This is a genomic window from Paenibacillus allorhizosphaerae, assembly GCF_042659105.1.
In the GTDB taxonomy this organism is placed as follows: Bacteria; Bacillota; Bacilli; order Paenibacillales; family NBRC-103111; genus Paenibacillus_G; species Paenibacillus_G allorhizosphaerae.
This window is the reverse complement of sequence record NZ_JBHSRV010000001.1, coordinates 1248202-1273819: the sequence shown is the minus strand read 5'-3', so window position 1 is coordinate 1273819 and position 25618 is coordinate 1248202. Positions and strand designations below refer to the sequence as shown.

Genomic DNA, 25618 nt, shown 5'->3' with positions numbered 1-25618 from the left:
ATGATCGTCTATATCGATATCATTTTCCTGTTCAACGTGCTGATCGACGGGATGCTGCTGTGGACGACCGCCTGGTCGCGAAAAATCCGTTATCGCTACTGGCGGCTTGCTTTATCCGCTATTCTCGGCGGCAGCTACGCCGTATTTCTTTTTTTTCCGCCGCTGTCCTTTTTGTACACGTTTGCCGTCAAATTTTTGCTTTCGTTGCTCATGCTATTGATGGCGTTCGGTTACGGAGGACTGCAGCATTTTATACGGAATTTAGGCGTGTTTTACCTCATTAATTTCATTGCGGCCGGCAGCGTCTTGAGCATTGCCTATTTTTGGCAGACGTCCGGTGAAGTCGTAAGCGGCATATTGTTCAGCCGGAATATGAAGGTGACGCTGCCGATGCTAGTATTCTCCATCCCTTTTGCGGTGTGGGTATACCGACAGGTCATATCCGGGCTGAAGCGCAAGCAGGAGTTGTCGGCTTTTACGGCAAAAGTGGACGTGCATATCGACGCCTTCGCTTCGAGCTGTGTCGGCTTGATCGATACCGGCAATCAGCTGTACGATCCGTTGACGCGAACGCCGGTCATGGTAATGGAAGCCGGCCAGTGGGGGGAACACATCCCGGAAGCATGGATGGACAAAATACGCCGTTCCGAGGTGGATCAGCTTGTGTCCGCGATCGGTACGGAACCTTTTATATGGCAGGACCGGCTGAGGCTGGTTCCTTATCGGGGGGTGAACCGGAGTACGCAATTTATGCTGGCGATCAAACCGGATCGAGTCGTCATCACGACGGACGGCAAGCAGATCGAATCGAGCAGAGTGCTGATCGGGCTCGACGGCGGCCGGCTTAGTTCCGATAACGCTTACCAGGCAATTATTCATCCGTCATTGCTGCAATTGTAAATAGGGTCTGTCGGCTTAATGTTTACGGACAGGCGATACAGCATAAATCTCATTCGTGAACGGGAGGATGCTTAACATGCTAGTGAAATGGAAGCTCATCATGCAAATTTATTATTTCCGTCTTTTGCTGCTGCTCGGGCTCAAAGGAGAAGAGATTTATTACATCGGAGGAAGCGAAGCGCTGCCGCCCCCGCTCACCCGCGAAGAGGAAGAATATTTGCTGGAGAAGCTTCCGTCGGGGGATGCGGCGATCCGCGGAATTTTGATCGAGCGCAACTTGCGTCTGGTTGTCTATATCGCCCGCAAATTTGAGAATACCGGAATCAACATTGAGGATCTCGTATCGATCGGTGCGATCGGACTCATTAAAGCGGTGAATACGTTTGACCCGGAGAAAAAGATCAAGCTGGCGACCTATGCATCGCGCTGCATTGAAAACGAGATTCTCATGTATTTGCGCCGCAACAGCAAAATCCGCACGGAAGTCTCGTTTGACGAACCGCTCAATATCGATTGGGACGGAAACGAGCTGCTGCTCTCCGATGTGCTCGGTACGGAAAACGATACGATCTACCGCAATATCGAGGAACAGGTGGACCGGAAGCTGCTGCACAAGGCGCTGGATAAGCTGTCCGAGCGGGAGCGGATCATCATGGAGCTGCGATTCGGACTTCAGGACGGCGAAGAGAAGACGCAGAAAGATGTCGCCGATATGCTCGGTATTTCACAATCGTACATATCCCGGCTGGAAAAGCGGATCATTAAACGGCTTCGCAAGGAATTCAACAAAATGGTGTGAATGGAAATAAATCTTTTTTTATGTCGAATGAAAGCGAAACCGGGCTTGTCCAGACTGGATTTAGCCCGTTTTTGACGTCGTTTGGCGTCGGAACCGTTCCGTCTGGGTGCGCATAAAAAAACGTTCCGAGGAGATAATTAACAGTAATGTTTCTCCTTGGGAGGTAATCACGGTGACCCGAAACAAAGTCGAAATATGCGGCGTCGATACGGCAAAGCTACCGGTTTTGACCAATGCGGAAATGCGTGAACTGTTCGTTGATCTGCAAACGAAGAATGAGCGATCTGCAAGAGAGAAATTAGTCAACGGCAACCTCAGGCTCGTCCTGAGCGTTATTCAGCGGTTCAATAACCGCGGGGAATTTGTCGACGATCTGTTTCAAGTCGGATGTATCGGGCTGATGAAAGCCATAGATAATTTTGATTTAGGTCAAAATGTAAAGTTCTCTACGTACGCCGTACCGATGATTATCGGAGAAATCCGCCGATACTTGCGCGACAACAATCCGATTCGCGTCTCCCGCTCGCTTCGCGATATCGCCTACAAGGCGCTGCAGGTGCGGGATCAACTGACGAACCAGAACTCGCGCGAACCGACAATTTATGAAATTTCCGAAGCGCTGAACGTCCCCAAAGAAGACGTCGTCTTCGCACTCGATGCGATTCAGGACCCGGTCTCGCTCTTCGAGCCGATTTATCATGACGGCGGCGATCCAATCTACGTGATGGATCAAATCAGCGACGATCGCAACAAAGACGTTTCGTGGATCGAGGGCATTGCGCTTCGCGAGGCGATGCGCAAGCTGAACGACCGGGAGAAAATGATATTATCGATGCGCTTTTTTGACGGGAAAACGCAAATGGAAGTCGCGGATGAAATCGGCATTTCGCAAGCGCAAGTATCCCGGCTGGAGAAGTCGGCGATCTCCCAAATGCAAAAGCATGTCAAAAATTAAGCCCCGAATAACGGGCAACTGGTGCGATGAAAACGGCCTGAACCGCGTGAAGCGGGGCAGGTCTTTTTAAATCGTGCGAAAGTTTCTTCCGCTGCATGGACATTTTGCTGGGCTCCCACATATAGTATAAAAAAGGGCGCCGACAGGAAAGCCCAATCCATGAGAATACGTGGTGGTTGCAGCGTGAAAATATCGGATTTTCAAACCAAAGACGTGATCAACATCGTGGACGGAAAAAAGCTCGGGCAAGTGAGCGATCTGGAGCTTGATCTGCGGGGCGGCCGGATCGAAGCGATCGTCGTGCCGAATTCAACCCGTTTCTTCGGCCTGTTCGGAGGAACGACCGAGGTGGTCATTCCTTGGAAAAATATCGTCAAAATCGGAATGGACGTCGTCCTTGTCAAACTGGACGATTTGCGAACGTATCGTCCGCAAGATGAAACCGACCCGTCCTATGAATACAACAACCGGCCTTATCGCGCTTAAGCGACAGGCGGGCGGGAACAACGAAGAGCAGCCGGTGACGAACGCGGATGCTCTTTTTTTTCGCTTGGTGTATACTTAAAGGAATATGCCGGGAGGGGAGTGCAAACCATGGAACCATTCGCAAAGCAATCGGCCGGGAACGGCAGCGTCACGTTGACTTTATCTTCATGGACGGAACGATACCCGCAGCTGTCAGCCGGATTTACGACCCGGCTCGGCGGCGTCAGCGCCGAACCGTTCGGCAGTTTAAATTGCGGTCTTCATGTCGGCGACGATCGTGAAGCGGTGGTTGCCAATAGAAGACGTTTGGCGGGAGCGCTGCACATTCCTTTTGAAGCCGCGACGTATGCCGAACAAGTGCACGGTAAAGAGATTCAGGTCGTCAGCCGGGCGTTGCGCGGAGCGGGGAACGATTCGCGCGAAAAGGCGCTGCAGGCGAAGGACGGATTTGTCACGAGCGAGCCTGGCGTCTTCTTGTTTGCGCTGTTCGCCGATTGCGTGCCGCTGTTCTTCTACGACCCGATTCGTCGGGCGGTCGGGCTGGCGCATGCCGGTTGGAAAGGAACGGTGCTGCAAATCGCCAAAGCGACGCTGGAGACGATGAGCGCGGCTTTCGGCACGAAACCGCGAGATGTGATCGCTGCAGTAGGACCATCCATCGGGGCATGCTGCTATGAAGTGGACGATGCGGTTATCTCCCGCGTCGACAAGCTGCTGCCCGAGCTGCCGGGTTCCGGGAACGGTACAGAGGGGTCTTCAGCCGTCTACGAGCGTAAAACGGACGGAAAATATAACTTGAACTTGCAACAATTGAACCGACAAATTATGATAAAAGCAGGAATTTTGCCGGCGCATATCGAAATAACAGGTTTATGCACAAGCTGCCGGACCGATTTGTTTTTTTCACATCGAAAAGAAAACGGAAAGACAGGGCGGATGGCTGCCTGGATCGGGCTCAAGGAACAGTAGGAAACGGCCGGGAGAATCACTCCCCCGGGCCGTATGATGAGGTGAACGTTGGATTTGACTACAACGCTGAAAGAACGCATACAACTGGTGGAAACGAAAGTGGCGGACGCTTGCCACAGGGCGGGCCGAAATCGCGATGACGTTGGGTTGATCGCAGTAACGAAATATGTTTCGCTGGGGACGACCGGCGAAGTGTTCAAGGAAGGGCTCTTGCATGTCGGAGAGAACCGCTGGCAGGATGCGCAGCCCAAATGGGAAGCGTTCGGCAGTGAAGGGACATGGCATTTTATCGGCCATCTTCAGACGAATAAAGTAAAGGATGTTGTAGGCAAGTTCGCTTACATTCATTCGTTGGACAGGCTATCGCTAGCAAAGGAAATCGATAAAAAAGCCGCCGCGCTTGGGTTGACGGTGAACTGTTTTATACAGCTCAATGTTTCCGGGGAAGAGACGAAATACGGTTTGGCGCCGGAAGCGCTCTTGTCGTTCGCCGAGTCGATACGGGATATGAAACACATCGCGATCGTCGGGCTGATGACGATGGCGCCTTACGAGGCGGAACCGGAGTCGACGCGTCCGGTGTTCCGGGGACTGCGCGAATGGCGGGACCGTTTGAACGAATCGGCGGTATTAGGCTACGAGGTGCCGCATTTATCGATGGGCATGTCGAACGATTTTGAAGTAGCGATTGAGGAAGGCGCAACCTGGGTGCGTCTAGGTTCGATTCTGGTGGGTAAAAAATAATAGGAAGCTCTCGGCATGTTTTTTAAGGTTTCATTCGGAAAGCTGCAGAGGAGGAGAGGGAATGGGCGTCATGAACAAATTCATGAATTTTTTAGGCTTGCAGGAAGAAGAAGAGGTCGTCGAACGCGAACGTATATCCGAGTCACAGGAGGAATATGAAACCCCGCTCGCAGATACGCGTAAGAATAAGGGAAACATCGTTAGCATACATTCACAAAAGAATGTCCGAGTCGTGCTTCACGAGCCGCGTTCCTATGACGAAACGCAGGAAATCGCCGATCACTTGCGTTCCCGCCGCCCTGTTGTGGTCAATCTTCACCGGGTGCGTCCCGATCACGCGACGCGAATTGTCGATTTTCTGAGCGGCACCGTCTACGCTTTGAACGGTTCGATTTCCAAGATCGGTCCGAATATTTTTTTATGCACGCCGGATACCGTTGAAATTCACGGCTCGATCTCGGAAATAATGAATCAAGAGAGCTAACGACTATTATTATGAGAACGAGGTGAGCTTCAGCTTGTCGTACTCCATCGAAGGTTATATCCTTACACTGATCAACATTTACCAATACGTGCTTATCGCATATGTTCTGCTGTCATGGCTGCCGAGCGCAAGGGAAAGCTTTATCGGCGAAATGCTAGGCAAGCTGTGCGAACCGTATCTCGGCGTATTCCGACGGTTCATTCCCCCGATTGCGGGCATGATCGACATTTCACCGATCGTCGCGCTGATCGCGCTGCGATTTGTGGGCCAAGGAATTATCGCCGTGATTGGTTTTATTATTCCTTAAGCTGATTGCAGGTGAACCGTTTTGACGAACGAGCATATTTACGCTCACTTTCATCCCGACGAGAGCCGTTTTGTCGATAAAGCGGCCGAATGGGTGGAAAGGGCGGAGCAGCATACGGTAAAGCTCACGGACTTCCTCGACCCGCGGCAAGTGCATATTCTCACGACGATCGTAAACCGGAGTACGGATGTGCACGTTCGCCTGGAGGGCGGCCATCCGGGAGCGGAGCGCAGGAGAGCTTTCATTGCGCCGGACTACCGTGTGCTGGATGGCGAAGACATGGGCATCTCCCTGATCAACGTAACTTCGCTGGATGATAAGCTGAAAGATCTGGATCACGGCGATTATATGGGAGCGATTCTTGCGCTCGGCATTAAGAGGGACAAGATCGGTGACATTTATCCGCGCGATAACGGCTGCCACTTTCTCGTCGCGAGCGAGGTTGCGGATTATATGCGGCTCCAACTGAATCAGGTGCATCGGGTGCATGTACAGACAGAGCAATTGCCGCTGAGCCTCCTGCAGGCGACGGAGACGAAGCTGGAGGAGATGCATTTGACGGTGGCTTCGCTTCGGCTGGACGGAATCGTCAGCGATGTATACCGTTTGAGCCGGGCCAAAGTGCTAATCCCGATCAAGGCCGGACGCTGCAAGGTCAACTGGAAGCAGGAAGAAGACCCCAGCAAGCCGCTGAAGCAAGGGGACGTCGTTTCGCTGCAAGGCTTTGGCCGGTTCAAAGTGCTGGAGATCGAAGGCTTGACAAAAAAAGGGAGATATCGACTGGAAATCGGCAAATATGCGTAATTGCCGATTTTTTTGTTCTTCATTGCAGGAATATAAGCGGCATTGTCGAATATAGCAATTACATATCTTGGAGAAAAAAACGCCAGCTTGTTTGTCAAATTTGCAGGAGGTGCAGCAATGGCATTAACACCGCTCGATATACATAACAAAGAATTCAGCAGATCGTTTCGGGGATACGACGAAGATGACGTGAACGAATTTCTGGATCAGGTCATCAAAGATTACGAATCGCTGATCCGTGAGAATAAAGAGCTGCAAAACCAGCTTGCTGCAATCCAGGAGCGATTGGATCATTTTTCCAACATCGAAGAGACGCTGAGCAAGACGATCATCGTCGCCCAGGAAGCGGCCGATGAAGTGAAGACGAACGCGAAGAAGGAAGCGCAACTGATATTGAAGGAAGCGGAGAAGAACGCCGACCGCATTATCAATGAATCGCTGTCCAAATCTCGCAAAATCGCGCTTGAGATCGAAGAGCTCAAGAAGCAGGCATCGATATACCGCACCCGTTTCCGCACCCTGATTGAAGCTCAGCTTGAGCTGCTCGGTACGGAAGACTGGAGCTCCTTAGAACGTATGGAAGTGGAGCAGCCTTAATCATACTTTGGCATCCACAGCCGCGTGCAGAGTTGACGCAAGCCCTAATTTTCGCTATACTCCTGTATAAGTTCACATGACGAAAACGATGATTGGGAAGAGTACTTCGCAGAAGCTATTGTCAGCGAACCGGGGATTTGGTGCGAGCCCGGACTTTGGCGGCGGAGGAAAATCACCCGGGAGCATCGCTTGAACCTAGTCGCAACTGTTACAGAGGTATTGACGCTGTCAGTTGTCGACCTTAAGGCAGTAAAGCAGATCGGTTGATCCCGTTATCGATCGCCAGAGTGAAGACATTAATGGAGAGGCGTGTGAAAGCGCCGCATACCTTTGTCTTAATCAGGGTGGTACCGCGAGACTTCTCGTCCCTATATTTAGGGATAAGAGGTCTTTTTTGATGTTTGAAATCAATAAGGATGAAGAAACAGGGAGTGCGATGAACATGGATTATGGCAAAACGTTGAACCTGCTGCAGACGGATTTTCCGATGCGCGGAAATTTGCCTCAGGCAGAACCGAAAATGCAGCAGCAATGGGAAGAACAGGACAATTACAAGCTTGTACAAGAGAGCCGCAAAGGAAAGCCGAAATTTATTTTGCATGACGGCCCTCCATACGCCAACGGTGATATTCATATCGGTCACGCGCTGAATAAAATATTGAAAGACATCATCGTTCGCCATAAAACGATGCAAGGCTATGATGCGCCTTACGTTCCGGGCTGGGACACGCACGGGCTGCCGATAGAGCAGGCGATCGCCAACAGCGGCAAAGTCGACCGCAAAAAAATGAGCGTTACCGAGTTCCGCGATTACTGCAAGGAGTACGCATTGCAATGGGTAGAGAAGCAGAAAAAGCAGTTCAAGCGTCTGGGCATTCGCGGCGATTGGAACAACCCGTATATTACGCTGCTGCCGAAGTACGAAGCGCAGCAAATCCGCGTATTTGGCGGCATGGTGAACAAAGGCTATATTTATAAAGGACTAAAGCCGGTATACTGGTCTCCTTCCTCGGAGAGTGCTTTGGCGGAAGCGGAGATCGAGTATAAGGACAAGACGTCCGCTTCGATCTATGTCGCTTTTCAGGTACAGGACGGCAAAGGCAAACTGCCTGAGGATGCATCGATCGTCATTTGGACGACGACGCCGTGGACACTTCCGGCGAACCTCGGGATCAGCGTACACCCGGACTTTGACTATGCGCTCGTAGAGGCAGCAGGGAAGAAGTACGTGCTGGCGCAAGGGCTGCTCGAAGCCGCCTCGAAGGAAATCGGCTGGACGGACGCGAAGGTGCTTTCTACGCTCAAGGGTAGCGAAATGGAGCATATTTTATGCCGCCATCCGTTCTACGACCGTACGTCGCTGGTCATGGTCGGCGAGCACGTTACGCTGGAAGCCGGTACAGGCTGCGTTCATACCGCTCCGGGACACGGCGAAGACGACTTTGTCGTCGGACAAAAGTACAATCTCGGCGTGCTTTGCCCGGTGGACAACCAGGGCCATTTTACGGCGGAAGCGCCGGGCTTTGAGGGCATGTTCTATGATAAAGCGAACAAAGTCATTACGGAAAAGCTGACGGAATCCGGCCACCTGCTGCATATGAGCTTCATTCAGCACCAATACCCGCATGACTGGCGGACGAAGAAGCCGGTTATTTTCCGGGCGACGGAGCAATGGTTCGCCTCGGTCGATAAATTCAGACAAGAGATGCTGGATGAAATCAAGCGCATCAACTGGACGCCGGAGTGGGGCGAGATTCGTCTGCACAATATGATCGCGGACCGCGGGGACTGGTGTATTTCGCGTCAACGGGCATGGGGCGTGCCGATTCCGATTTTTTACTGCCGCAGCTGCAACGAGCCGATTGCAACGCAGGAAACGATCGAGCATGTGGCCAAGATTTTTGAGCAGGAAGGGTCCAACGCCTGGTTTGAAAAAGAAGCGAAAGAGCTGCTGCCGGCGAACATGGTTTGTCCGAAATGCGGGCATGATCATTTCCGCAAAGAAACGGACATCATGGACGTTTGGTTCGATTCCGGTTCGAGTCACGTGGCCGTATTGGAAACGCGCGAAGAGCTGCAGTGGCCTGCCGACCTGTATCTGGAAGGCTCCGACCAATACCGCGGCTGGTATAACTCATCGCTGATTACAGGGGTAGCGGTGAAAGGAACCGCACCGTATAAAGGCATTTTAAGCCACGGCTTCACTTTGGACGGCGAAGGCCGCAAAATGTCCAAATCGCTTGGCAATACGGTCGATCCGAATCAGGTATGCGACAAGCTGGGCGCCGATATTCTTCGTTTGTGGGTTTCATCGGTGGATTATCAATCCGACGTGCGGATTTCCGATAACATTTTGACCCAGATCACGGAAGTATATCGCAAGATCCGCAACACCCTGCGGTTTTTGCTCGGCAACTTGTCCGATTTCGATCCGGCCAAAGATCGCGTAGCTGCCGCTCAAATGAGCGAGCTCGACCGATTTGCGCTTTTGCGATTGCACCGGATGATCGATCGGGTCGCGAAAGCTTACGACAGCTACGAGTTTCACGTCGTTTACCAAGCGGTTCACCATTTCTGCGCGGTAGAGATGAGCGCATTTTATTTGGATATTTTGAAAGACCGTCTGTACGCGAGTGAGCCGAACGATCCGGCCCGCCGCGCGGCGCAAACGGTACTGTACGATGCTCTCACAGCCATCACCAAACTGATAGCTCCGATTTTGCCGCATACGGCCGACGAGGTGTGGAAATATATTCCGGGTGTGCAGCTGCCGACCGTGCAAGTGGCGGAACTGCCTGCGGTAGATACTACGCTGTTCGACGAGAAGCTTGAAACGAAGTGGGAGCAATTTATCGAGCTTCGCGACGATGTGCTGAAGGCCCTCGAGGAAGCGCGCAAAGAGAAGCTGATCGGCAACTCGCTCAGCGCAGCGGTTCATCTGTATCCAAGTGCGGAAACGGCGGAGCTGCTGAAAGGCTTCGAGCAATTGGATCAATTGTTTATCGTCTCGGCTGTAGAAGTGCATGAAGCCGGCGCTGCGGAACCCGAAGGCGCGCACAAGTTCAAAGGCGCTTCCGTGAATGTAACGGTTGCTGAGGGCGAGAAGTGTGAACGCTGCTGGATCGTAACGCCGGAAGTAGGGCATGATGAAACGCACCCCACCTTGTGCAAGCGCTGTGCGGGTGTAATGAAGTCAGGAGCCGTTACGGGGGCATAATGTCAAAGAAACAACGAGCCGTTCCATCCGGATGCCGTCTGGGATTGCTCGTTGTTCCTGCTTTAGTCGTAGCTGTCTTCAGATAGCGTGTCGGGCTCTAGCAGCCCGTCGCCTTCGCCGTTTTGCATGTAATGTTTGTATGCTTGATTGCGTACGACGGTCACTTGCTGACCGTAAATGTCTGTGGCCAGAAAGCTTTCATAAGCTTCCACGTAGCCTTCGTTCTCATCCGGCTCTACTTCCATTTCGTTGTAGCTGTCGGATTTGTTCGGATTTTCGGCCATTGCCGGCGAGTTGGACGAGCCCCAGCTCTCGACGATTTGCCAGGCGTCCTCGCCGTCAAACTGATTTTGCTCCGGCAGCTCGTCCAGACTCGTTCGGCCGAATGGCGGCGCCATGATTTTTTCTTCGACCGGTCGTCGTTCCGACACGTGCGGATCAGGCACATGGTCGACGCAATAAGCGGTCGTCGGCATCGCTTCAAGCCGTTCGAACGAAATCGCCTTGCCGCAAGTACGGCAAACGCCGTAGTCGCCGGACTCGATGCGCTGAAGCGCTTCGTTGATGTCGGTGAGATGACGTTCCGCATTCTCGTTCAAAGCGATATCTTTTTCCCGTTCAAACATCTCTGAACCGAGATCGGCCGGGTGATTATCATAAGCGGACAGCTCGCCTGTGTTGTCGCGCATCGATTGTTCCAGTCCGTAATTGTTTCCGGATTCGAAATGGGCATCGAGCCATTGCTTCTCTTCTCGAAGCTTCTTTGCAAGCAACTGAAGCTGTTCGGGCGTAAGACTGTTAGGGTTAACCGGACGGTTCGTCAAAAAGAGACGCCTCCTTTAATAAATCGTATGTGCTTGTATTTTTAACGGATCCGGCTGTTTTTAGCGGAGGAAAATCCTTGAATCGTAGAAACGCTTAAGGAGTTGTTAGCTTGAGATACTACATTTATGCTGTAATCGTTCTGCTGCTGGATCAGGTTACGAAGTGGATGATTGTGAACCGGCTGATGATCGGCGAGTCGCGATCGGTGATCGGCGAGTTTTTTCAGATTACGTCTCACCGGAACCGCGGCGCCGCTTTCGGCATATTGCAAAATCAGCGCTGGTTTTTCATTGTCGTTACGATTGCCGTAGCTGTCGGTATTGTCTGGTATTTGCAAAAGACGACAAAAGAGGGTAAAAAGCTGCTACCTTTCGCTTTGAGCTTGCTGCTCGGCGGAGCGCTCGGCAATTTTATCGACCGGGCTTTGTTCGGCGAAGTCGTTGACTTTTTGCAATTCCGATTTCAATTCAATTGGTTCGGTACGCCGGTCGACTATACATTTGCCATCTTCAACTTGGCCGATGCATCGATTTGTATCGGGGTTGCGCTTATATTCATCGACTCGTTTATTAGCTGGCGCCGCGAATCAAGACAAAATAAACAGACGACGCTGGAAAGCGGGGACGCACAATCATGAGATTGACGGATCGGGACATGGAAATGCAGGAAGAGCAAGAGATGCAAGAGCAGCGTTACGAGTGGATGATTGCGGCGGAGGAAGCGGGGGAGCGGATCGATAAATTTTTGGCCGAATCGCTCGACGATAGTATCTCCCGGACGCAAATTCAGCAGTGGATTAAAGACGGCTGTGTCACGGTGGGCGACCGGACGGTAAAGCCGAACTACAAGCTGCCCGAAGGAGAGCGGCTTATCCTCGTCATGCCGGAGCCCGAAATGCTTGAGCTGACGCCGGAGCCGATATCGATTGACGTCGTGTACGAGGATGCGGACGTCATTGTGGTCAATAAACCGCGCGGTCTGGTCGTTCATCCGGCGCCTGGGCATTACAGCGGTACGCTTGTTAATGCACTACTGTATCACTGCAAAGATTTATCCGGCATTAACGGCATCGTTCGACCGGGAATCGTACATCGGATCGATAAGGACACGTCGGGGCTCCTGATGGCGGCCAAAAACGATCTGGCGCATAATGCGCTGAGCGAGCAGCTCAAAGCGCATACCGTCAACCGAAAATATATTGCGCTTGTGCATGGGAATGTGCCGCATGACAACGGAACGGTCGATGCGCCGATCGGTCGCGACCCGAAAGACCGGAAGCTGTTTACGGTGACGGATAAGAACAGCAAGCATGCGGTTACGCATTTCGTCGTAATGGAACGGTTCGGCGATTATACGTTGGTTGAGCTGAAGCTGGAGACGGGCAGAACGCATCAGATTCGGGTGCATATGAAGTTTATCGGCCATCCGTTAGTCGGCGACCCGCAGTACGGACCGGCCAAGAACAAAGGGATAGCAATGGAGGGTCAGGCGCTGCACGCGGCCGTACTCGGCTTCGAGCATCCCCGAACCGGTGAGCACCTTAGTTTCGAGGCGCCGCTGCCGGATGATATGGTGCGACTGCTTGAAGTTCTAAAAACAAGGTAAGGGACGATGAAGCGATGGGGAACGAGCCGCTTACGCATTTGATTAACCCGCAGGTAAAAGAAATTCAAATTTCGGGTATCCGCAAAATTTCGAATTTGGTCAGTACGTACAAAGATGCCATCACGCTAACGATCGGCCAACCGGATTTTCCGACGCCGGATCATATATTGCGCGCCGCGGAGCAAGCCGTTGCCGATCATCGGACGACATACACGCCGAATCCAGGATTGCCGGAGCTGAGGCAGGCGGTATCCGAATTCGTGCAGCGCAAATATGGGCTGAACTACAACGCGGCAAGCGAGATTATCGTAACGACCGGAGCGAGTCAGGCGCTTGATATTACGCTTCGGACGATTTTAACCGCAGGGGCGGAGGTTATCCTTCCCGGTCCGATTTATCCGGGCTATGAACCGCTTGTTCGGCTTTGCGGCGGCGTTCCCGTATATGTCGATACGCGGGATAACGGCTTCAAGCTGACGGCGAAGCTGCTGGAGCCTTACTTGACGGACAAAACGCGCTGCGTTATTTTGTGCTATCCGTCCAACCCGACCGGCAGAGTCATGTCGGAAACGGAGCTTGCAGATATGGCGCGGCTGCTGGAAAACCGCAATGTGTTCGTCATTTCCGACGAAATCTACAGCGAGCTGATCTATGACGCACCGCATCGCTCGATCGCTTTGCTGCCCGGAATGCGGGAGAAGACGATCGTGATCAACGGGTTGTCCAAATCCCACTCCATGACAGGGTGGCGTATCGGATTTACGCTTGCGCCGGCTTATTTATCCGAGCATATGGTCAAAGTGCATCAATATAATGTGACCTGCGCCAGTTCCATTAGCCAGTATGCGGCGATCGAAGCGCTGACGAACGGGATCGACGACGCGCTTCCGATGAAAGCGGAATATGTGAAGCGAAGAGATTTCGTTTATGATCGGCTGGTCGGCATGGGACTGGAGCTAGTCAAACCGGAGGGCGCTTTTTATTTATTCCCGTCGATTCGCCGCTTCGGACTGTCTTCCATGGAATTTACGATGAAACTGCTGGAAGAACAACGGGTGGCGGTCGTGCCTGGAGATGCTTTTTCCACTTATGGCGAGGGCTATATCCGTATATCATATGCGTACGGTATGGATGTATTGGAGCGGGCGATGGATAAGATGGAAGCGTTCGTGAAAGCATTGTAGCATAAACCTGGATTGCCGCTAGACATAATGAATAAAAAGAAAGCTCGCTGCTTCGAACTGCATAATCAGTGCAAGTTCTGAAGCAGCGGGCTTTTTATGTTCGCGAATGCTGAGGCCATGTGAAATCACGGTATCACGGCGCCGCTCTCAATTAAAAGCAAAAATTTTTACTTTATTGATGCGCTAAAGCGTTTAGTAAACTTTCTGCTCGCAAGAAAAGCTTACGCTAAAACACGAATGTATCTTCATCGTAAGGCTTCGATCGGAAGATTTTTTATTGCGATGCCTTAAAACTGATATACTGCGTCATTAACGAAATCGCGACTTCTATTGCCTGTTCATCCGGTTCAATCTTGGAATGATGGAGCCCATAGGGCGTATTGACGCCAAGCCAGAACATAAACCCGGGCACTCTCTCAAGAAAATAGCCGAAGTCTTCGCCGGTCATCGCTTCGGTACATTCGACCAGCGTTACGGTATCCGCTTGTGTTGAACGGACCCAATCCATAAACTGGGCGGTCACTTCATGGGCGTTGTACACTTGGCGATAATTCGCCCCGTAGTCGATCTCGGCTTTGCACTGAAACCCCGCTTCGATGCCTTGAACGATCGCTTCGATTCGCGATTTAACCAGCGTCATCGTCTCAGCCGAGAACGTTCGGATCGTCCCTTCCAGCCGCGCTTTTTCCGCGATAATGTTCTGTTTTGTGCCGCCTGTAATTTTACCGACCGTAATGACTGCGGAATCCAACGGATTGACATTCCGGGAGATAACCGTTTGCAGCTGCCCGACGAGCTGGCAGGCAGCAATAACCATATCGTTCGCATTATGCGGAAAAGCGGCATGTCCGCCTTTGCCGGTCAAATCGATAAACAGCTCGGACGTATTGGCGAACAAAATGCCCGGCTTGGTGGCAATCGTACCGACCGGATATTCCGGGGCAATGTGAAGACCGAATATTTCATCGGGCATCCAGTCCCGCAGTTCTTCACTTTGAAGCATCGGTTCGGCCCCGCCCGGTCCTTCTTCCGCCGGCTGGAAGATGAAAGTCAGGTCGTCACGGATCGGATGATGGGCAAAGTGCGTCAAAATACCAAGGCCGATCGTCATGTGAAGGTCATGGCCGCAAGCATGCATGAAGCCGGGGTGGGACGATTGAAAAGAATAGCCGGTTTCCTCCGTAATCGGAAGGCCGTCCATATCCGCGCGGTAGCCGTACCGGCGCTGCGGAGCAGTTCCTTTCACATTTACGAGAACGCCTGTTTGCCAGGTGCGAACCTCCAGACGCGCTTGAGGCAACGTTGCAATATAATCAAGCAAATAACGCTGCGTTTTGAACTCCTGAAAGCCGGGTTCCGGGATTTGATGAAGATCACGGCGTATTTGCACAAAACGGTCGAAAGAGACGGCGGACATAAGTTTTACAAGCCTCCTTGATGGCGCTGAGCTAATAGAAAGGCCCGGCGTCTGATCGCCGAGCCCGTCCCTTTGAAATTACAGTGTGCGAAGGTCTTTCAAAATTTCGGTCTTGGACTTCGTTTTGTCATCGACCTTCTTGATGATACGAGCAGGCGTACCGGCAACAACCGTATATTCCGGCACGTCTTCAACAACGACGGCTCCCGCCGCAACGACGGAGCCTTTGCCTACACGCACGCCTTCGAGAATAACCGCATTCGCGCCGACGAGCACGTCGTCCTCGATCACCACCGGCTGAGCCGAAGGCGGTTCGATCACGCCTGCGAGCACCGAACCTGCGCCGATGTGGCACATGTTACCGACTTTTACGCGGCCGCCGATGACAACGCCCATATCGATCATCGTGCCTGCGCCGATCGAAGCGCCGATATTGATGACTGCGCCCATCATGATAATCGCGTTGTCACCAATGCCGACCATTTCGCGGATCACTGCGCCCGGCTCGATGCGAGCGTTAATGCCCTTCAGGTCGAGAAGCGGGATCGCCGAGTTGCGGCGGTCGTTCTCTACAACATAATCTTCGATTTTGGCGGAGTTTGCGTCCAGTACCGCTTTCACGTCAGTCCATTCGCCAAACAGGACGCCGCTTTTGCCGGAAACGAACGATTGAATCGCATCGCCGAAAGTGATCGATTCCAGATCGCCCTTTACGTATACTTTGACCGGTGTTTTTTTCTTGCTTGTTTTGATCAGGTTAATAACTTCTTCCGTATTCATTTCGATAGACATAAAAGAAATTCCAGCTCCTTATGTATATTGCAACTGCTACAACGCGAAGCCAAGTTGTCAGTTGTCAATGAGATTGCAACTGCTACAACGCGAAGCCAAGTTGTCAGTTGTCAATGAGATTGCAACTGCTACAACGCGAAGCCAAGTTGTCAGTTGTCAACGAGATTGCAACTGGTGCAACGTGATGCACGGTAGGCAGTTGTAATCAATGATACCTCTTTTATAGCATAAAACGACTGCCTCTAGCAATCCTCGACCGACACAGCAGGCTCGCCTATTGACAGACTATGTCGAAAGTGGGATAATATTTTCAATTGCATAGCACCTTTAAATGACAGTCCCGTGAGGCTGGCAAGGTGAACGTTGAGAAGGAAGGTCTACCTCAAGCTGATGGCAGGATAAGCCATCAGCTGACCGCAAGGTAAGGGGACCTTCTGCTCGGATGTACGCAAACCTTGCCTCTACAGGCAAGGTTTTTTTATGCCTCACGACGAACGAAGGCAACACAAGCAACCCCAAAGCATAGGAGGCTGCGCCTAAATGCAAACCGAGCATGTATTAATGGATGAAACCGCCATACGGCGGGCGCTGACCCGGATTGCTCATGAAATTTTGGAGCGCAACAAGGGTTTCGAGAACTGTATGTTGATCGGAATTCGGACGCGGGGCATTTACTTGGCGAAACGGGTGGCCGAGCGTATACAGGACATCGAAGGCGTGCCTGCGACGGTGGGCGAGATCGACATTACGCGGTACCGTGACGACCGCAGCGTGAGCGCGGAAGCGGCCCTTGCGGGAAGCGGAGAAGAAGCCGCCGGCATCGAAGGCAAGCTGGAGGTGCAAAACAAAAAGCTAATTCTGTTCGACGATGTGCTGTATACCGGAAGAACGGTTAGGGCGGCGATGGATGCGCTGATGGATTTCGGACGTCCGCAAATGATTCAGCTTGCGGTGCTGATCGACCGGGGACACCGGGAACTTCCGATTCGGCCCGATTATGTAGGCAAAAACATCCCGACCTCGCGGCTCGAAAGTATTGAGGTCAAACTGGATGAAGTGGACGGAACCGACCAGGTGATCATTAAAGGACAGAGGAGGCCAAACGAATGAGCGGACTTCAGGTTCAAACGGAGAAACACTTGCTTGGCACCAAGGATTTAAGCGAGCAAGAGATAACGTCGATTCTGGATCGGGCAGCCTATTGGGAGCAATATCCGGTAAAAGTATCGAACCATCTGCAGGGGCGCTTTGTAGCGAACATGTTTTTTGAAAATAGTACAAGAACGCGGTTTTCCTTCGAAGTCGCGGAAAAGCGGCTTGGAGCGGAAGTGCTGAACTTCTCCGCCGCCGTATCCAGCGTGCAAAAAGGGGAATCGATTTACGATACGGTACGGACGCTCGAGTCGATGGGGATTGACGCCGGGGTCATTCGTATGAAACCGAACGGCCTGCTGGCCGAACTGGCGCAAAAAATTAAAGTGCCGCTCATCAACGCGGGCGACGGCAATAACGAGCATCCGACGCAGGCACTGCTCGACTTGTATACGATGCGCAAGCATTTCGGGCATATTCGCGGCCTCCACGTGGCGATTATCGGCGATGTGCAGCACAGCCGGGTGGCGCGCTCGAATCTGTGGGCGCTGCGGACTCTCGGAGCGAAAGTAAGCTTTTGCTCGCCGCCAGGCATGCAAGCTCCGGAGCTTGGAGAGTACGCTTCCTACATTTCTATGGAAGAAGCGCTGAGAGCTGATGTCGTCATGATGCTGCGAGTGCAGCTCGAACGTCACGAGGGAACGTTGTTCGGGTCGGCGGAGGAATACCGCGCGGCTTACGGCCTTACGGTGGAACGAGCGGAACGGATGGCGCCGCACGCCATCATCATGCACCCGGCGCCGGTGAACCGGGATGTGGAGATTGACGACGAATTGGTGGAATGCCCCAAATCGAAAATCTTCCCGCAAATGGGGCACGGCGTGCCGATTCGGATGGCGGTCATTGAGAGGGCGCTTGGCTGAGACGTGCAGCGAACTCGGTTAGAAACGATAAAACGGCACAAATATATAGAATGAAACGAAGAAGCGGAGGGCCTCATGGGAATTTGGATACTGAATGCAGCAGTAGTAACCGCAAATAACGAACTAAAGACAAAGCATGTATTGGTGGAAGGCGGCATCATCGAAAAAGTCGCGGAGGGAGCTGCTCCTGAAACGACGGGCCATACGGTGATCGATGCACAAGGAAAGCTTCTGACCCCGGGGCTGATCGACATGCATGTGCATTTGCGCGAGCCCGGCTTCGAGCATAAAGAAACGATTGCGACAGGAACGCGCTCCGCGGCGCGCGGCGGTTTTACAACGATCGCTTGCATGCCGAACACAAGGCCTGTCATCGATACGGTAGAAACGGTGAAGTACGTACTGGACAAAGCCGAGACCGAAGGCATCGTTCGCGTACTGCCATACGGCTGCATTACGAAAAACGAGCTTGGTCGCGAACTTACCGATTTTGACGCGTTGAAGGCGGCGGGCGTTATCGGATATACCGATGACGGCGTAGGCGTACAAAGCGCGCAAATGATGAAGGATGCGATGGCCAAAGCCGCTTCGATCGGCATGCCGATCATCGCTCACTGCGAAGACAATACGCTGGTGGAAGGCGCTGCGGTGTCCGAAGGGGAATTCGCCCGCAGGAACGGGCTCAAAGGAATTCCGAACGAATCCGAAGCGATCCATGTGGGCCGCGACATTTTGCTCGCGGAGGCAACCGGCGTGCATTATCATGTATGCCACGTTAGCACCGAGCAGTCGGTACGGCTTATCCGCCACGCGAAACAGTTCGGCATTAAGGTGACGGCGGAAGTTTGCCCGCATCATCTGCTGCTGTCCGACGAGGACATTCCCGGAATGGACGCCAACTGGAAGATGAACCCGCCGCTTCGTACGCCGCGCGACGTGCAAGCTTGCATCGAAGGATTGCTTGACGGAACGATCGACATCGTCGTCACCGACCATGCGCCGCACAGCGAGGAAGAGAAAGCGCGCGGCATGGCGCTTGCGCCCTTCGGCATCGTCGGCTTCGAAACGGCCTTCCCGCTCCTGTATACAAAGTTCGTAGCGACAGGACAATGGACGCTGCAGTTCCTCGTCGACAAAATGACCAAGCTTCCTGCGGAAGTGTTCGGATTGCCTTGGGGCAAGCTGGAGGTCGGAGCGGCAGCGGACCTGACATTGATCGATCTGGAAACGGAAAAAGCGGTCGATCCGGCGGAGTTCGCATCCAAAGGGCGAAATACGCCGTTCACCGGATGGAAGCTGAAGGGCTGGCCGGCACTTACCATGGTCGAAGGTAACGTCGTGTGGTCGGAATAATATGGTAATCGTTCATCATCGAGCATCAAGCAGGCCGGACTGGGGAATCGCCACGCGAGACCTCATTCGGCAGACGCGTTCGTATAACAGCTAAGGGAGTTGAAATCGATGCAGGCAAGATTGTTGTTGGAAGACGGTACATTGTTTACCGGAAAAGCATTCGGGAGCGAAGGTAGCTCGGTAGGCGAAGTCGTTTTTAATACAGGGATTACAGGTTATCAAGAGGTGTTGTCCGATCCGTCTTATTGCGGACAAATCGTGACCATGACATACCCGCTTATCGGGAATTACGGTATTGCCCGCGACGATTTCGAATCGATTCGCCCATACATTCACGGCTTCGTCGTTCGGGAGCATGAAGTCGTGCCAAGCAACTGGAGAGCGGAATATTCACTCGACAGCTTGCTGAAAGAGTACGGCATCATCGGCATTAGCGGGATCGATACCCGGATGTTGACGCGCCGCATTCGTCACCACGGGGTCATGAAAGGCATTTTGACGACGTCCGGCGTACGCTTGGAAGAGCTGATGGAACAGCTGAAAGCGACGCCGCTGATGACCGATCAAGTGTCCCGCGTCTCCACCAAGAGCGTATTTGCCAGCCCTGGCAGCAAAGAGCGCGTCGTACTGGTCGATTTCGGTTCCAAGAGCGGCATTCTCCGCGATTTGACCAAACGAGGCTGCGATGTCGTTGTCGTGCCGCAAGATACGACAGCCGAACAAATTCGCCGGCTGGCGCCGGACGGCATTCTGCTGTCCAACGGCCCTGGGGACCCTAAAGACGTACCGCATGCGGCGAAAATGATCGCCGAGCTGCTCGGCGAGTTCCCGATCTTCGGCATTTGCCTGGGACATCAGCTGTTCGCACTGGCGAGCGGCGCCGATACGGAGAAGCTCAAATTCGGTCACCGCGGCGGCAACCATCCGGTGAAAGATTTGCAAACCGGACGCTGCTACATCACTTCCCAAAACCATGGCTACACGGTCAAGGAAGAGTCCATTGCCGGCACCGAACTGGAAGTAACGCATATCAACAATAACGACCGCACCATTGAAGGCTTGAAACATAAACAACATCCGGCGTTCTCGGTACAGTACCATCCGGAAGCCGCACCTGGACCGTTTGATTCAAGCTACTTGTTTGACGATTTCCTGAGCATGATCCGCGAACATAAGATAAGCCGTCCGCAGCAGCCGCGTCAGGCGCAAATCGCCGCAGCTTACAAAGCGGGCAGCGGGGCGCCGGCATTCGCATCGAAAGGGGAACTGCACTATGCCGAAAAATAATACACTCAAAAAGATTCTCGTCATCGGCTCCGGTCCGATCGTGATCGGACAAGCGGCCGAGTTCGATTATGCCGGAACGCAAGCTTGCCAGGCGTTGAAAGAAGAAGGATTCGAAGTCGTACTGATTAACAGCAATCCTGCCACGATCATGACCGATACGAACATGGCGGACAAAGTATACATCGAGCCGATTACGCTCGATTTCGTAACGCAAATCATTCGTCAGGAGCGCCCTGACGGCCTGCTGCCGACGCTTGGAGGCCAAACCGGTCTGAACATGGCGGTCGAGCTTGCCCGCGCAGGCGTGCTGGAGCGCGAGAACGTAAAGCTGCTCGGAACGCAGCTGACGGCGATCGAGAAAGCGGAAGACCGCGACCTGTTCCGCGATTTGATGCGCGAGCTGGAGCAACCGGTGCCGGATAGCACGATTGTAACGACCGTGCAAGAGGCGGTTGATTTTGCAAATGAAATCGGCTACCCGATCATCGTTCGTCCCGCTTACACGCTCGGCGGTACCGGGGGCGGCATTTGCGCGAATGAAGAAGAGCTTCTGGAAACCGTTTCTTCCGGTATTCGCTACAGCCCGATCGGCCAATGTCTAATTGAGAAAAGCATCGCTGGCATGAAAGAAGTTGAATACGAAGTCATGCGTGACGCGAACGACAACTGTATCGTCGTATGTAATATGGAAAACTTCGATCCGGTCGGCGTACATACGGGGGATAGCATCGTCGTGGCACCGAGCCAGACGCTGTCCGATCGTGAATACCAAATGCTGCGGTCGGCTTCGCTTAAAATCATCCGTGCGCTGAGTATCGAAGGCGGCTGTAACGTTCAGTTCGCGCTCGACCCGCACAGCTACCAATACTATGTGATCGAAGTAAACCCGCGGGTAAGCCGTTCGTCAGCGCTCGCATCCAAAGCAACGGGCTATCCGATCGCCAAGATGGCAGCCAAAATCGCTATCGGCTACACGCTGGACGAAATCGTCAACCCGGTTACGGGTCAAACCTACGCTTGCTTCGAGCCTACGCTCGATTACATCGTATCCAAAATCCCGCGTTGGCCGTTCGATAAATTTACGGCGGCAAACCGCAAGCTCGGAACGCAAATGAAAGCGACCGGGGAAGTAATGGCGATCGGCCGCACGTTCGAGGAATCGATCCATAAAGCGATTCGTTCCCTCGAAATCGGCGTTCACCGTCTGTACCTGAAAGAAGCCGAGACGCTCGATCAGGCTACGTTGGAACAACGTTTGATCAAACCGGACGACGAACGGATTTTCCTGATCGCCGAAGCGCTCCGCCGCGGCTACACGGTGCAGCAGCTTCAAGATTTGACGAAAGTCGACTGGTGGTTCCTGCACAAGCTGGAAGGTCTCGTTAAGTTCGAAGCCGAGCTTCAGCAGCCGGAACTGACGGAAGAACTGCTGTATCAAGCGAAGCGCAAAGGCTTTACGGATCGTTCGATCGCCGAGCTGCGCCGCCAGGCCGATAAAGGCCTGAACTTCTCGCAGGAAGCCGATGTGCGATCCTATCGACTCAGCATCGGCCTCAAGCCGGTGTACAAAATGGTAGATACGTGCGCGGCTGAATTTGAAGCGACGACGCCTTACTACTACTCGACTTACGAAACGGAAGACGAAGTTAAAGAAACGACGAAACAAAAAGTCGTCGTTCTCGGCTCCGGTCCGATCCGGATCGGTCAAGGGATCGAGTTCGATTACTCAACCGTTCATGCAGTATGGGCGATCCAAGCGGCCGGATACGAAGCGGTCATTATCAACAATAACCCGGAGACGGTTTCGACGGACTTCAACACATCGGATCGCTTGTACTTCGAACCTTTGTTCTTCGAAGACGTGATGAACGTGATCGAACGCGAGCAGCCGATCGGCGTTATCGTGCAGTTTGGCGGCCAAACGGCGATCAACCTTGCGGCTCCGCTATCCAAAGCGGGTGTGCGCATACTCGGAACGGATCTGGAGAACATCGACGCGGCGGAAGACCGCAAAAAGTTCGAAGCGCTGCTTCGCACGTTGGAAATCGCGCAGCCGCCGGGCGGCACCGTCACTTCCGTCGACCAAGCGGTCGGCATGGCAGCGAACTTCGGTTATCCGGTGCTGGTGCGTCCTTCTTACGTACTTGGCGGGCGTGCGATGGAAATCGTCTACTCCGATGAAGAACTGCTGAGCTACATGGAATACGCGGTGAAAATCAATCCGGAGCATCCGGTATTGATCGACCGTTACATGCTTGGTAAAGAAGTGGAAGTCGACGCGATTTGCGACAAAGATACGGTGCTCATTCCAGGGATCATGGAGCATATCGAAAGAGCCGGCGTTCACTCCGGTGACTCGATTGCCGTATATCCGCCACAAACCGTATCCGAGGCGATTAAGCAAAAAATTATCGACATCACGGTCAAAATCGCTAGAGGATTGCAAGTTGTCGGTCTGGTCAATATCCAGTTCGTTATTTATAAAGACGAAGTGTACGTCATCGAAGTGAATCCGCGCTCCTCGCGTACGGTTCCTTTCTTGAGCAAAGTGACCAAAATTCCGATGGCTAACGTGGCGACTCGCGTCATCATGGGCGAGAAGCTGTCCGATATGGGCTATGAAACCGGACTGTGGCCGGAAGATGACTACGTGTCCGTGAAAGTACCGGTATTTTCCTTCGCCAAACTGCGCCGCGTAGATACGACGCTCGGGCCGGAAATGAAATCGACGGGTGAAGTCATGGGCCGCGACAAAACGTTCGCGAAGGCACTTTACAAAGGTTTGATCGGTTCCGGCATGAAAGTGCCGCCGACCGGAGCGATTATTGCAACAGTCGCGGACAAGGACAAGGCGGAGGCTACGGAAATACTGCGCAGCTTCGACCGTCTGGGCTATCGCATCGTCGCTACGGGCGGAACGGCGCAAGCGCTGGAAGAAGCCGGGCTGCGCGTAACCCGCGTCAATAAGCTGAGCGAAGGCTCGCCGAACATCCTGGATCTCATTCGCAACGGCGAAGCGCACTTTGTTGTCAATACGCTCACCAAAGGCAAAAAGCCGGAGCGGGACGGTTTCCGCATCCGCCGCGAAGCGGTGGAGAACGGCGTCGTTTGCTTGACGTCGCTGGATACGGTCAATGCGCTGCTCCACGTGCTCGAAGCGATTTACTTCCAGTCCACGCCGATGCCTGCGCATCAAGCATAACAACATCCGAATTAGCACAGTGTCTCGCGCAATATAGGCGTGATGCTGTGCTAATCCCTTGATTGGGCTTGTAAGTATTGGATCTGACCGTTGAAGGAGGCGCACGAAACAAATGACGACGACAAACAATCAAGTAGCAGAGCGCATTATGGTCGCGCTCGATTACGCATACGCCGAGCAGGCGGAGGCGCTCATCCGGTCGCTTCAGGGTATCCCGTGCTACGTCAAAGTGGGCATGCAGCTTTTTTACAGCGCGGGTCCCCAATTTATCAGCAAACTAAAAGACATGGGATACAACATTTTTCTGGATTTGAAAATGCATGATATTCCGAATACGGTCAAAGGCGGCGCGGAAAGCGTAACGAGACTGGGGGTCGATATGTTCAACGTACATGCGGCCGGCGGCAAACTGATGATGGAGGCGGCGATGGAAGGCGTTGACAAAGGGCTGGCCTCCGCGTCGCAAGGAAAGCGGCCGATCGTGATCGGGGTGACGCAGCTCACGAGCACAAGCCAAAAGGTGATGAACGATGAAATCGGCATTACCGGTACGGTGGAAAATACGGTGCTCCGCTATGCGCAATTGACGAAAGCGGCCGGTTTGGACGGGGTCGTCGCTTCGCCTCTGGAAGTGGTAAGCATTAAGCAAAGCTGCGGCACGTCGTTTGTCACCGTTACGCCCGGCATCCGCCCGGCCGGATCCGATATCGGAGATCAGTCACGGGTCATGACGCCTGCCGAAGCGTTCACCCAGGGAACGGATTATATCGTTATTGGCCGTCCGATTACGGCGGCTCCCGATCCCCGGGAAGTGCTCGAGTCGATCATCGCGTCGATCATGGCTTCGAACTAATACAGGAACGAAAAGGAGTTGCTTTATCGATGAGCACGATTGCTATACCTACCCGTCCGCAGCTAGCGGTACAAATCGCTTCCGACTTGCTGCGCATTCATGCCGTGGCGCTTCGCCCGGACCAGCCGTTTACTTGGACGTCCGGTCTGAAATCGCCGATTTACTGCGATAACCGTCTGACTATTTCTTATCCTGACGTGCGCGACCGGATCGCAGAGGGCTTCGTTTCATTGATTCGTGAGCTTCATCCCGATGCCGAAGTCATCGCCGGGGCGGCTACCGGCGGAATCCCGCATGCCGCTTTCGTGGCGCAGAAGCTGGGCTTGCCGATGATTTATGTGCGTGACAAAGCAAAGGGGCACGGCAAAGAAAATTTGATCGAAGGCGTGCTGCTGAAAGGCCAAAAGACGGTAGTGATCGAAGATCTGATCTCTACAGGCGGAAGCTCCCTCAAAGTGGCTCAAGCTGTCAACGAGGCGGGCGGACAGGCGCTCAGCGTCTTGGCGATCTTTTCCTACCAGTTCCAAAAGGCGAAGGACGCTTTCGAAGGCGCCGGTATCCCTTATGGAACATTAACCAATTACAGCTCGTTGTTGGATGTGGCGCTGCAGCAAGGCAGCATTCAGGAGAAAGATTTGAAGGCGCTCAAAGCGTGGAGCGAAAATCCGAGCGAGTACGGGAAATAAGCGGATTTTACGAGAAGGCGGCTTGATCAAGCAGATCGGGTCGCTTTTTCTTTTTCGTTATAACCGATTTTTTGCGCGAGTGAAAAAAACCTTGGCAGCCAATTGAACGACTCCTTTGTCGGACAAAAATCAAACCA

General features: G+C 53.1%; 25 protein-coding genes and 1 other annotated feature. Of the genes, 21 read left to right on the top strand and 4 right to left on the bottom strand.

Annotated features, from left to right (window positions below; translation table 11 throughout):
* The 11 genes from spoIIGA (at nt 1) to ileS (ending at nt 10262) form a co-directional block, all read left to right on the top strand.
* Entirely contained in the window at nt 1–900 is a 900-nt protein-coding gene (spoIIGA, locus tag ACFQI7_RS05635) for a sigma-E processing peptidase SpoIIGA (protein WP_218097499.1), read from the top strand.
* 76 nt (nt 901–976) lie between these two features.
* Nucleotides 977–1699: an RNA polymerase sporulation sigma factor SigE gene (gene sigE, locus ACFQI7_RS05630; protein ID WP_218097081.1), complete on the top strand. Its 723-nt coding sequence runs from the start codon at nt 977–979 to the stop codon at nt 1697–1699.
* A gap of 172 nt (nt 1700–1871) precedes the next feature.
* Entirely contained in the window at nt 1872–2654 is a 783-nt protein-coding gene (gene sigG / locus ACFQI7_RS05625; protein ID WP_218097082.1) for an RNA polymerase sporulation sigma factor SigG, read from the top strand.
* A gap of 183 nt (nt 2655–2837) precedes the next feature.
* Nucleotides 2838–3140, top strand: a complete 303-nt coding sequence (locus tag ACFQI7_RS05620) for a YlmC/YmxH family sporulation protein (RefSeq protein ID WP_218097083.1) — start codon at nt 2838–2840, stop codon at nt 3138–3140.
* A 108-nt stretch (nt 3141–3248) separates the two neighbouring features.
* Complete coding sequence (pgeF, locus tag ACFQI7_RS05615; protein ID WP_218097084.1) at nt 3249–4109, top strand: peptidoglycan editing factor PgeF; 861 nt, start codon at nt 3249–3251, stop codon at nt 4107–4109.
* Between the two features lie 54 nt (nt 4110–4163).
* Nucleotides 4164–4853, top strand: a complete 690-nt coding sequence (locus ACFQI7_RS05610; protein ID WP_218097500.1) for a YggS family pyridoxal phosphate-dependent enzyme — start codon at nt 4164–4166, stop codon at nt 4851–4853.
* Nucleotides 4854–4914: 61 nt separating this feature from the next.
* Nucleotides 4915–5337, top strand: a complete 423-nt coding sequence (locus ACFQI7_RS05605) for a cell division protein SepF (RefSeq protein WP_218097085.1) — start codon at nt 4915–4917, stop codon at nt 5335–5337.
* Between the two features lie 22 nt (nt 5338–5359).
* Nucleotides 5360–5644 (top strand): YggT family protein, encoded by a 285-nt coding sequence (locus ACFQI7_RS05600; RefSeq protein WP_377516699.1) that lies wholly within the window; start codon nt 5360–5362, stop codon nt 5642–5644.
* Between the two features lie 21 nt (nt 5645–5665).
* Nucleotides 5666–6448, top strand: coding sequence for a YlmH family RNA-binding protein (locus ACFQI7_RS05595; protein ID WP_218097086.1), 783 nt, complete (start codon nt 5666–5668; stop codon nt 6446–6448).
* A 117-nt stretch (nt 6449–6565) separates the two neighbouring features.
* The gene (locus ACFQI7_RS05590) at nt 6566–7045 is read left to right on the top strand and encodes a DivIVA domain-containing protein (protein WP_218097087.1); all 480 of its coding nucleotides are present in this window, start codon (nt 6566–6568) and stop codon (nt 7043–7045) included.
* A gap of 79 nt (nt 7046–7124) precedes the next feature.
* Nucleotides 7125–7418, top strand: a binding site (T-box leader).
* A gap of 69 nt (nt 7419–7487) precedes the next feature.
* Entirely contained in the window at nt 7488–10262 is a 2775-nt protein-coding gene (gene ileS, locus ACFQI7_RS05585) for an isoleucine--tRNA ligase (protein WP_218097502.1), read from the top strand.
* Between the two features lie 62 nt (nt 10263–10324).
* On the opposite strand, the gene ACFQI7_RS05580 is transcribed toward ileS, so the two are convergent.
* Complete coding sequence (locus ACFQI7_RS05580) at nt 10325–11086, bottom strand: TraR/DksA C4-type zinc finger protein (protein WP_218097088.1); 762 nt, start codon at nt 11084–11086, stop codon at nt 10325–10327.
* 110 nt (nt 11087–11196) lie between these two features.
* Between ACFQI7_RS05580 and lspA the strand changes: the two genes are divergently transcribed.
* Genes lspA through ACFQI7_RS05565 form a run of 3 tightly spaced genes read left to right on the top strand, consistent with a single transcriptional unit; the run spans nt 11197 to nt 13876 of the window.
* Nucleotides 11197–11724 carry a signal peptidase II gene (gene lspA, locus ACFQI7_RS05575; protein WP_218097089.1) on the top strand — a complete coding sequence of 176 codons (528 nt, stop codon included), beginning with the start codon at nt 11197–11199 and terminating at the stop codon, nt 11722–11724.
* A 17-nt stretch (nt 11725–11741) separates the two neighbouring features.
* Nucleotides 11742–12692, top strand: coding sequence for an RluA family pseudouridine synthase (locus tag ACFQI7_RS05570; protein WP_230414652.1), 951 nt, complete (start codon nt 11742–11744; stop codon nt 12690–12692).
* Nucleotides 12693–12706: 14 nt separating this feature from the next.
* Nucleotides 12707–13876: an aminotransferase A gene (locus ACFQI7_RS05565; protein WP_218097091.1), complete on the top strand. Its 1170-nt coding sequence runs from the start codon at nt 12707–12709 to the stop codon at nt 13874–13876.
* A 274-nt stretch (nt 13877–14150) separates the two neighbouring features.
* On the opposite strand, the gene ACFQI7_RS05560 is transcribed toward ACFQI7_RS05565, so the two are convergent.
* The 3 genes from ACFQI7_RS05560 to ACFQI7_RS05550 all read right to left on the bottom strand — a co-directional run bounded on the left by ACFQI7_RS05560 (nt 14151) and on the right by ACFQI7_RS05550 (nt 16275).
* A complete protein-coding gene (locus tag ACFQI7_RS05560) occupies nt 14151–15293 on the bottom strand; it encodes an N-acetyldiaminopimelate deacetylase (RefSeq protein ID WP_218097092.1) in 1143 nt (380 codons plus the stop codon).
* 78 nt (nt 15294–15371) lie between these two features.
* Nucleotides 15372–16085: a 2,3,4,5-tetrahydropyridine-2,6-dicarboxylate N-acetyltransferase gene (dapD, locus tag ACFQI7_RS05555; RefSeq protein WP_218097093.1), complete on the bottom strand. Its 714-nt coding sequence runs from the start codon at nt 16083–16085 to the stop codon at nt 15372–15374.
* A gap of 103 nt (nt 16086–16188) precedes the next feature.
* A complete protein-coding gene (locus ACFQI7_RS05550) occupies nt 16189–16275 on the bottom strand; it encodes a hypothetical protein (RefSeq protein WP_377516749.1) in 87 nt (28 codons plus the stop codon).
* Between the two features lie 350 nt (nt 16276–16625).
* Between ACFQI7_RS05550 and pyrR the strand changes: the two genes are divergently transcribed.
* The 7 genes from pyrR to pyrE all read left to right on the top strand — a co-directional run bounded on the left by pyrR (nt 16626) and on the right by pyrE (nt 25481).
* A complete protein-coding gene (pyrR, locus tag ACFQI7_RS05545; RefSeq protein ID WP_218097094.1) occupies nt 16626–17195 on the top strand; it encodes a bifunctional pyr operon transcriptional regulator/uracil phosphoribosyltransferase PyrR in 570 nt (189 codons plus the stop codon).
* Nucleotides 17192–18100 carry an aspartate carbamoyltransferase catalytic subunit gene (locus ACFQI7_RS05540; RefSeq protein WP_218097095.1) on the top strand — a complete coding sequence of 303 codons (909 nt, stop codon included), beginning with the start codon at nt 17192–17194 and terminating at the stop codon, nt 18098–18100. Before pyrR ends, ACFQI7_RS05540 begins: the two co-directional genes overlap by 4 nt.
* A 75-nt stretch (nt 18101–18175) precedes the next feature.
* Complete coding sequence (locus ACFQI7_RS05535; RefSeq protein WP_218097096.1) at nt 18176–19453, top strand: dihydroorotase; 1278 nt, start codon at nt 18176–18178, stop codon at nt 19451–19453.
* Nucleotides 19454–19561: 108 nt separating this feature from the next.
* Entirely contained in the window at nt 19562–20740 is a 1179-nt protein-coding gene (gene carA, locus ACFQI7_RS05530) for a glutamine-hydrolyzing carbamoyl-phosphate synthase small subunit (protein ID WP_218097097.1), read from the top strand.
* Nucleotides 20727–23942 (top strand): carbamoyl-phosphate synthase large subunit, encoded by a 3216-nt coding sequence (carB, locus tag ACFQI7_RS05525; protein ID WP_218097098.1) that lies wholly within the window; start codon nt 20727–20729, stop codon nt 23940–23942. The genes carA and carB overlap by 14 nt, the downstream gene beginning before the upstream one ends.
* Before the next feature lie 112 nt (nt 23943–24054).
* Nucleotides 24055–24795, top strand: a complete 741-nt coding sequence (gene pyrF / locus ACFQI7_RS05520) for an orotidine-5'-phosphate decarboxylase (protein WP_218097099.1) — start codon at nt 24055–24057, stop codon at nt 24793–24795.
* A 29-nt stretch (nt 24796–24824) separates the two neighbouring features.
* The gene (gene pyrE / locus ACFQI7_RS05515) at nt 24825–25481 is read left to right on the top strand and encodes an orotate phosphoribosyltransferase (RefSeq protein WP_218097100.1); all 657 of its coding nucleotides are present in this window, start codon (nt 24825–24827) and stop codon (nt 25479–25481) included.
* The last annotated feature ends 137 nt before the right edge of the window (nt 25482–25618 follow it).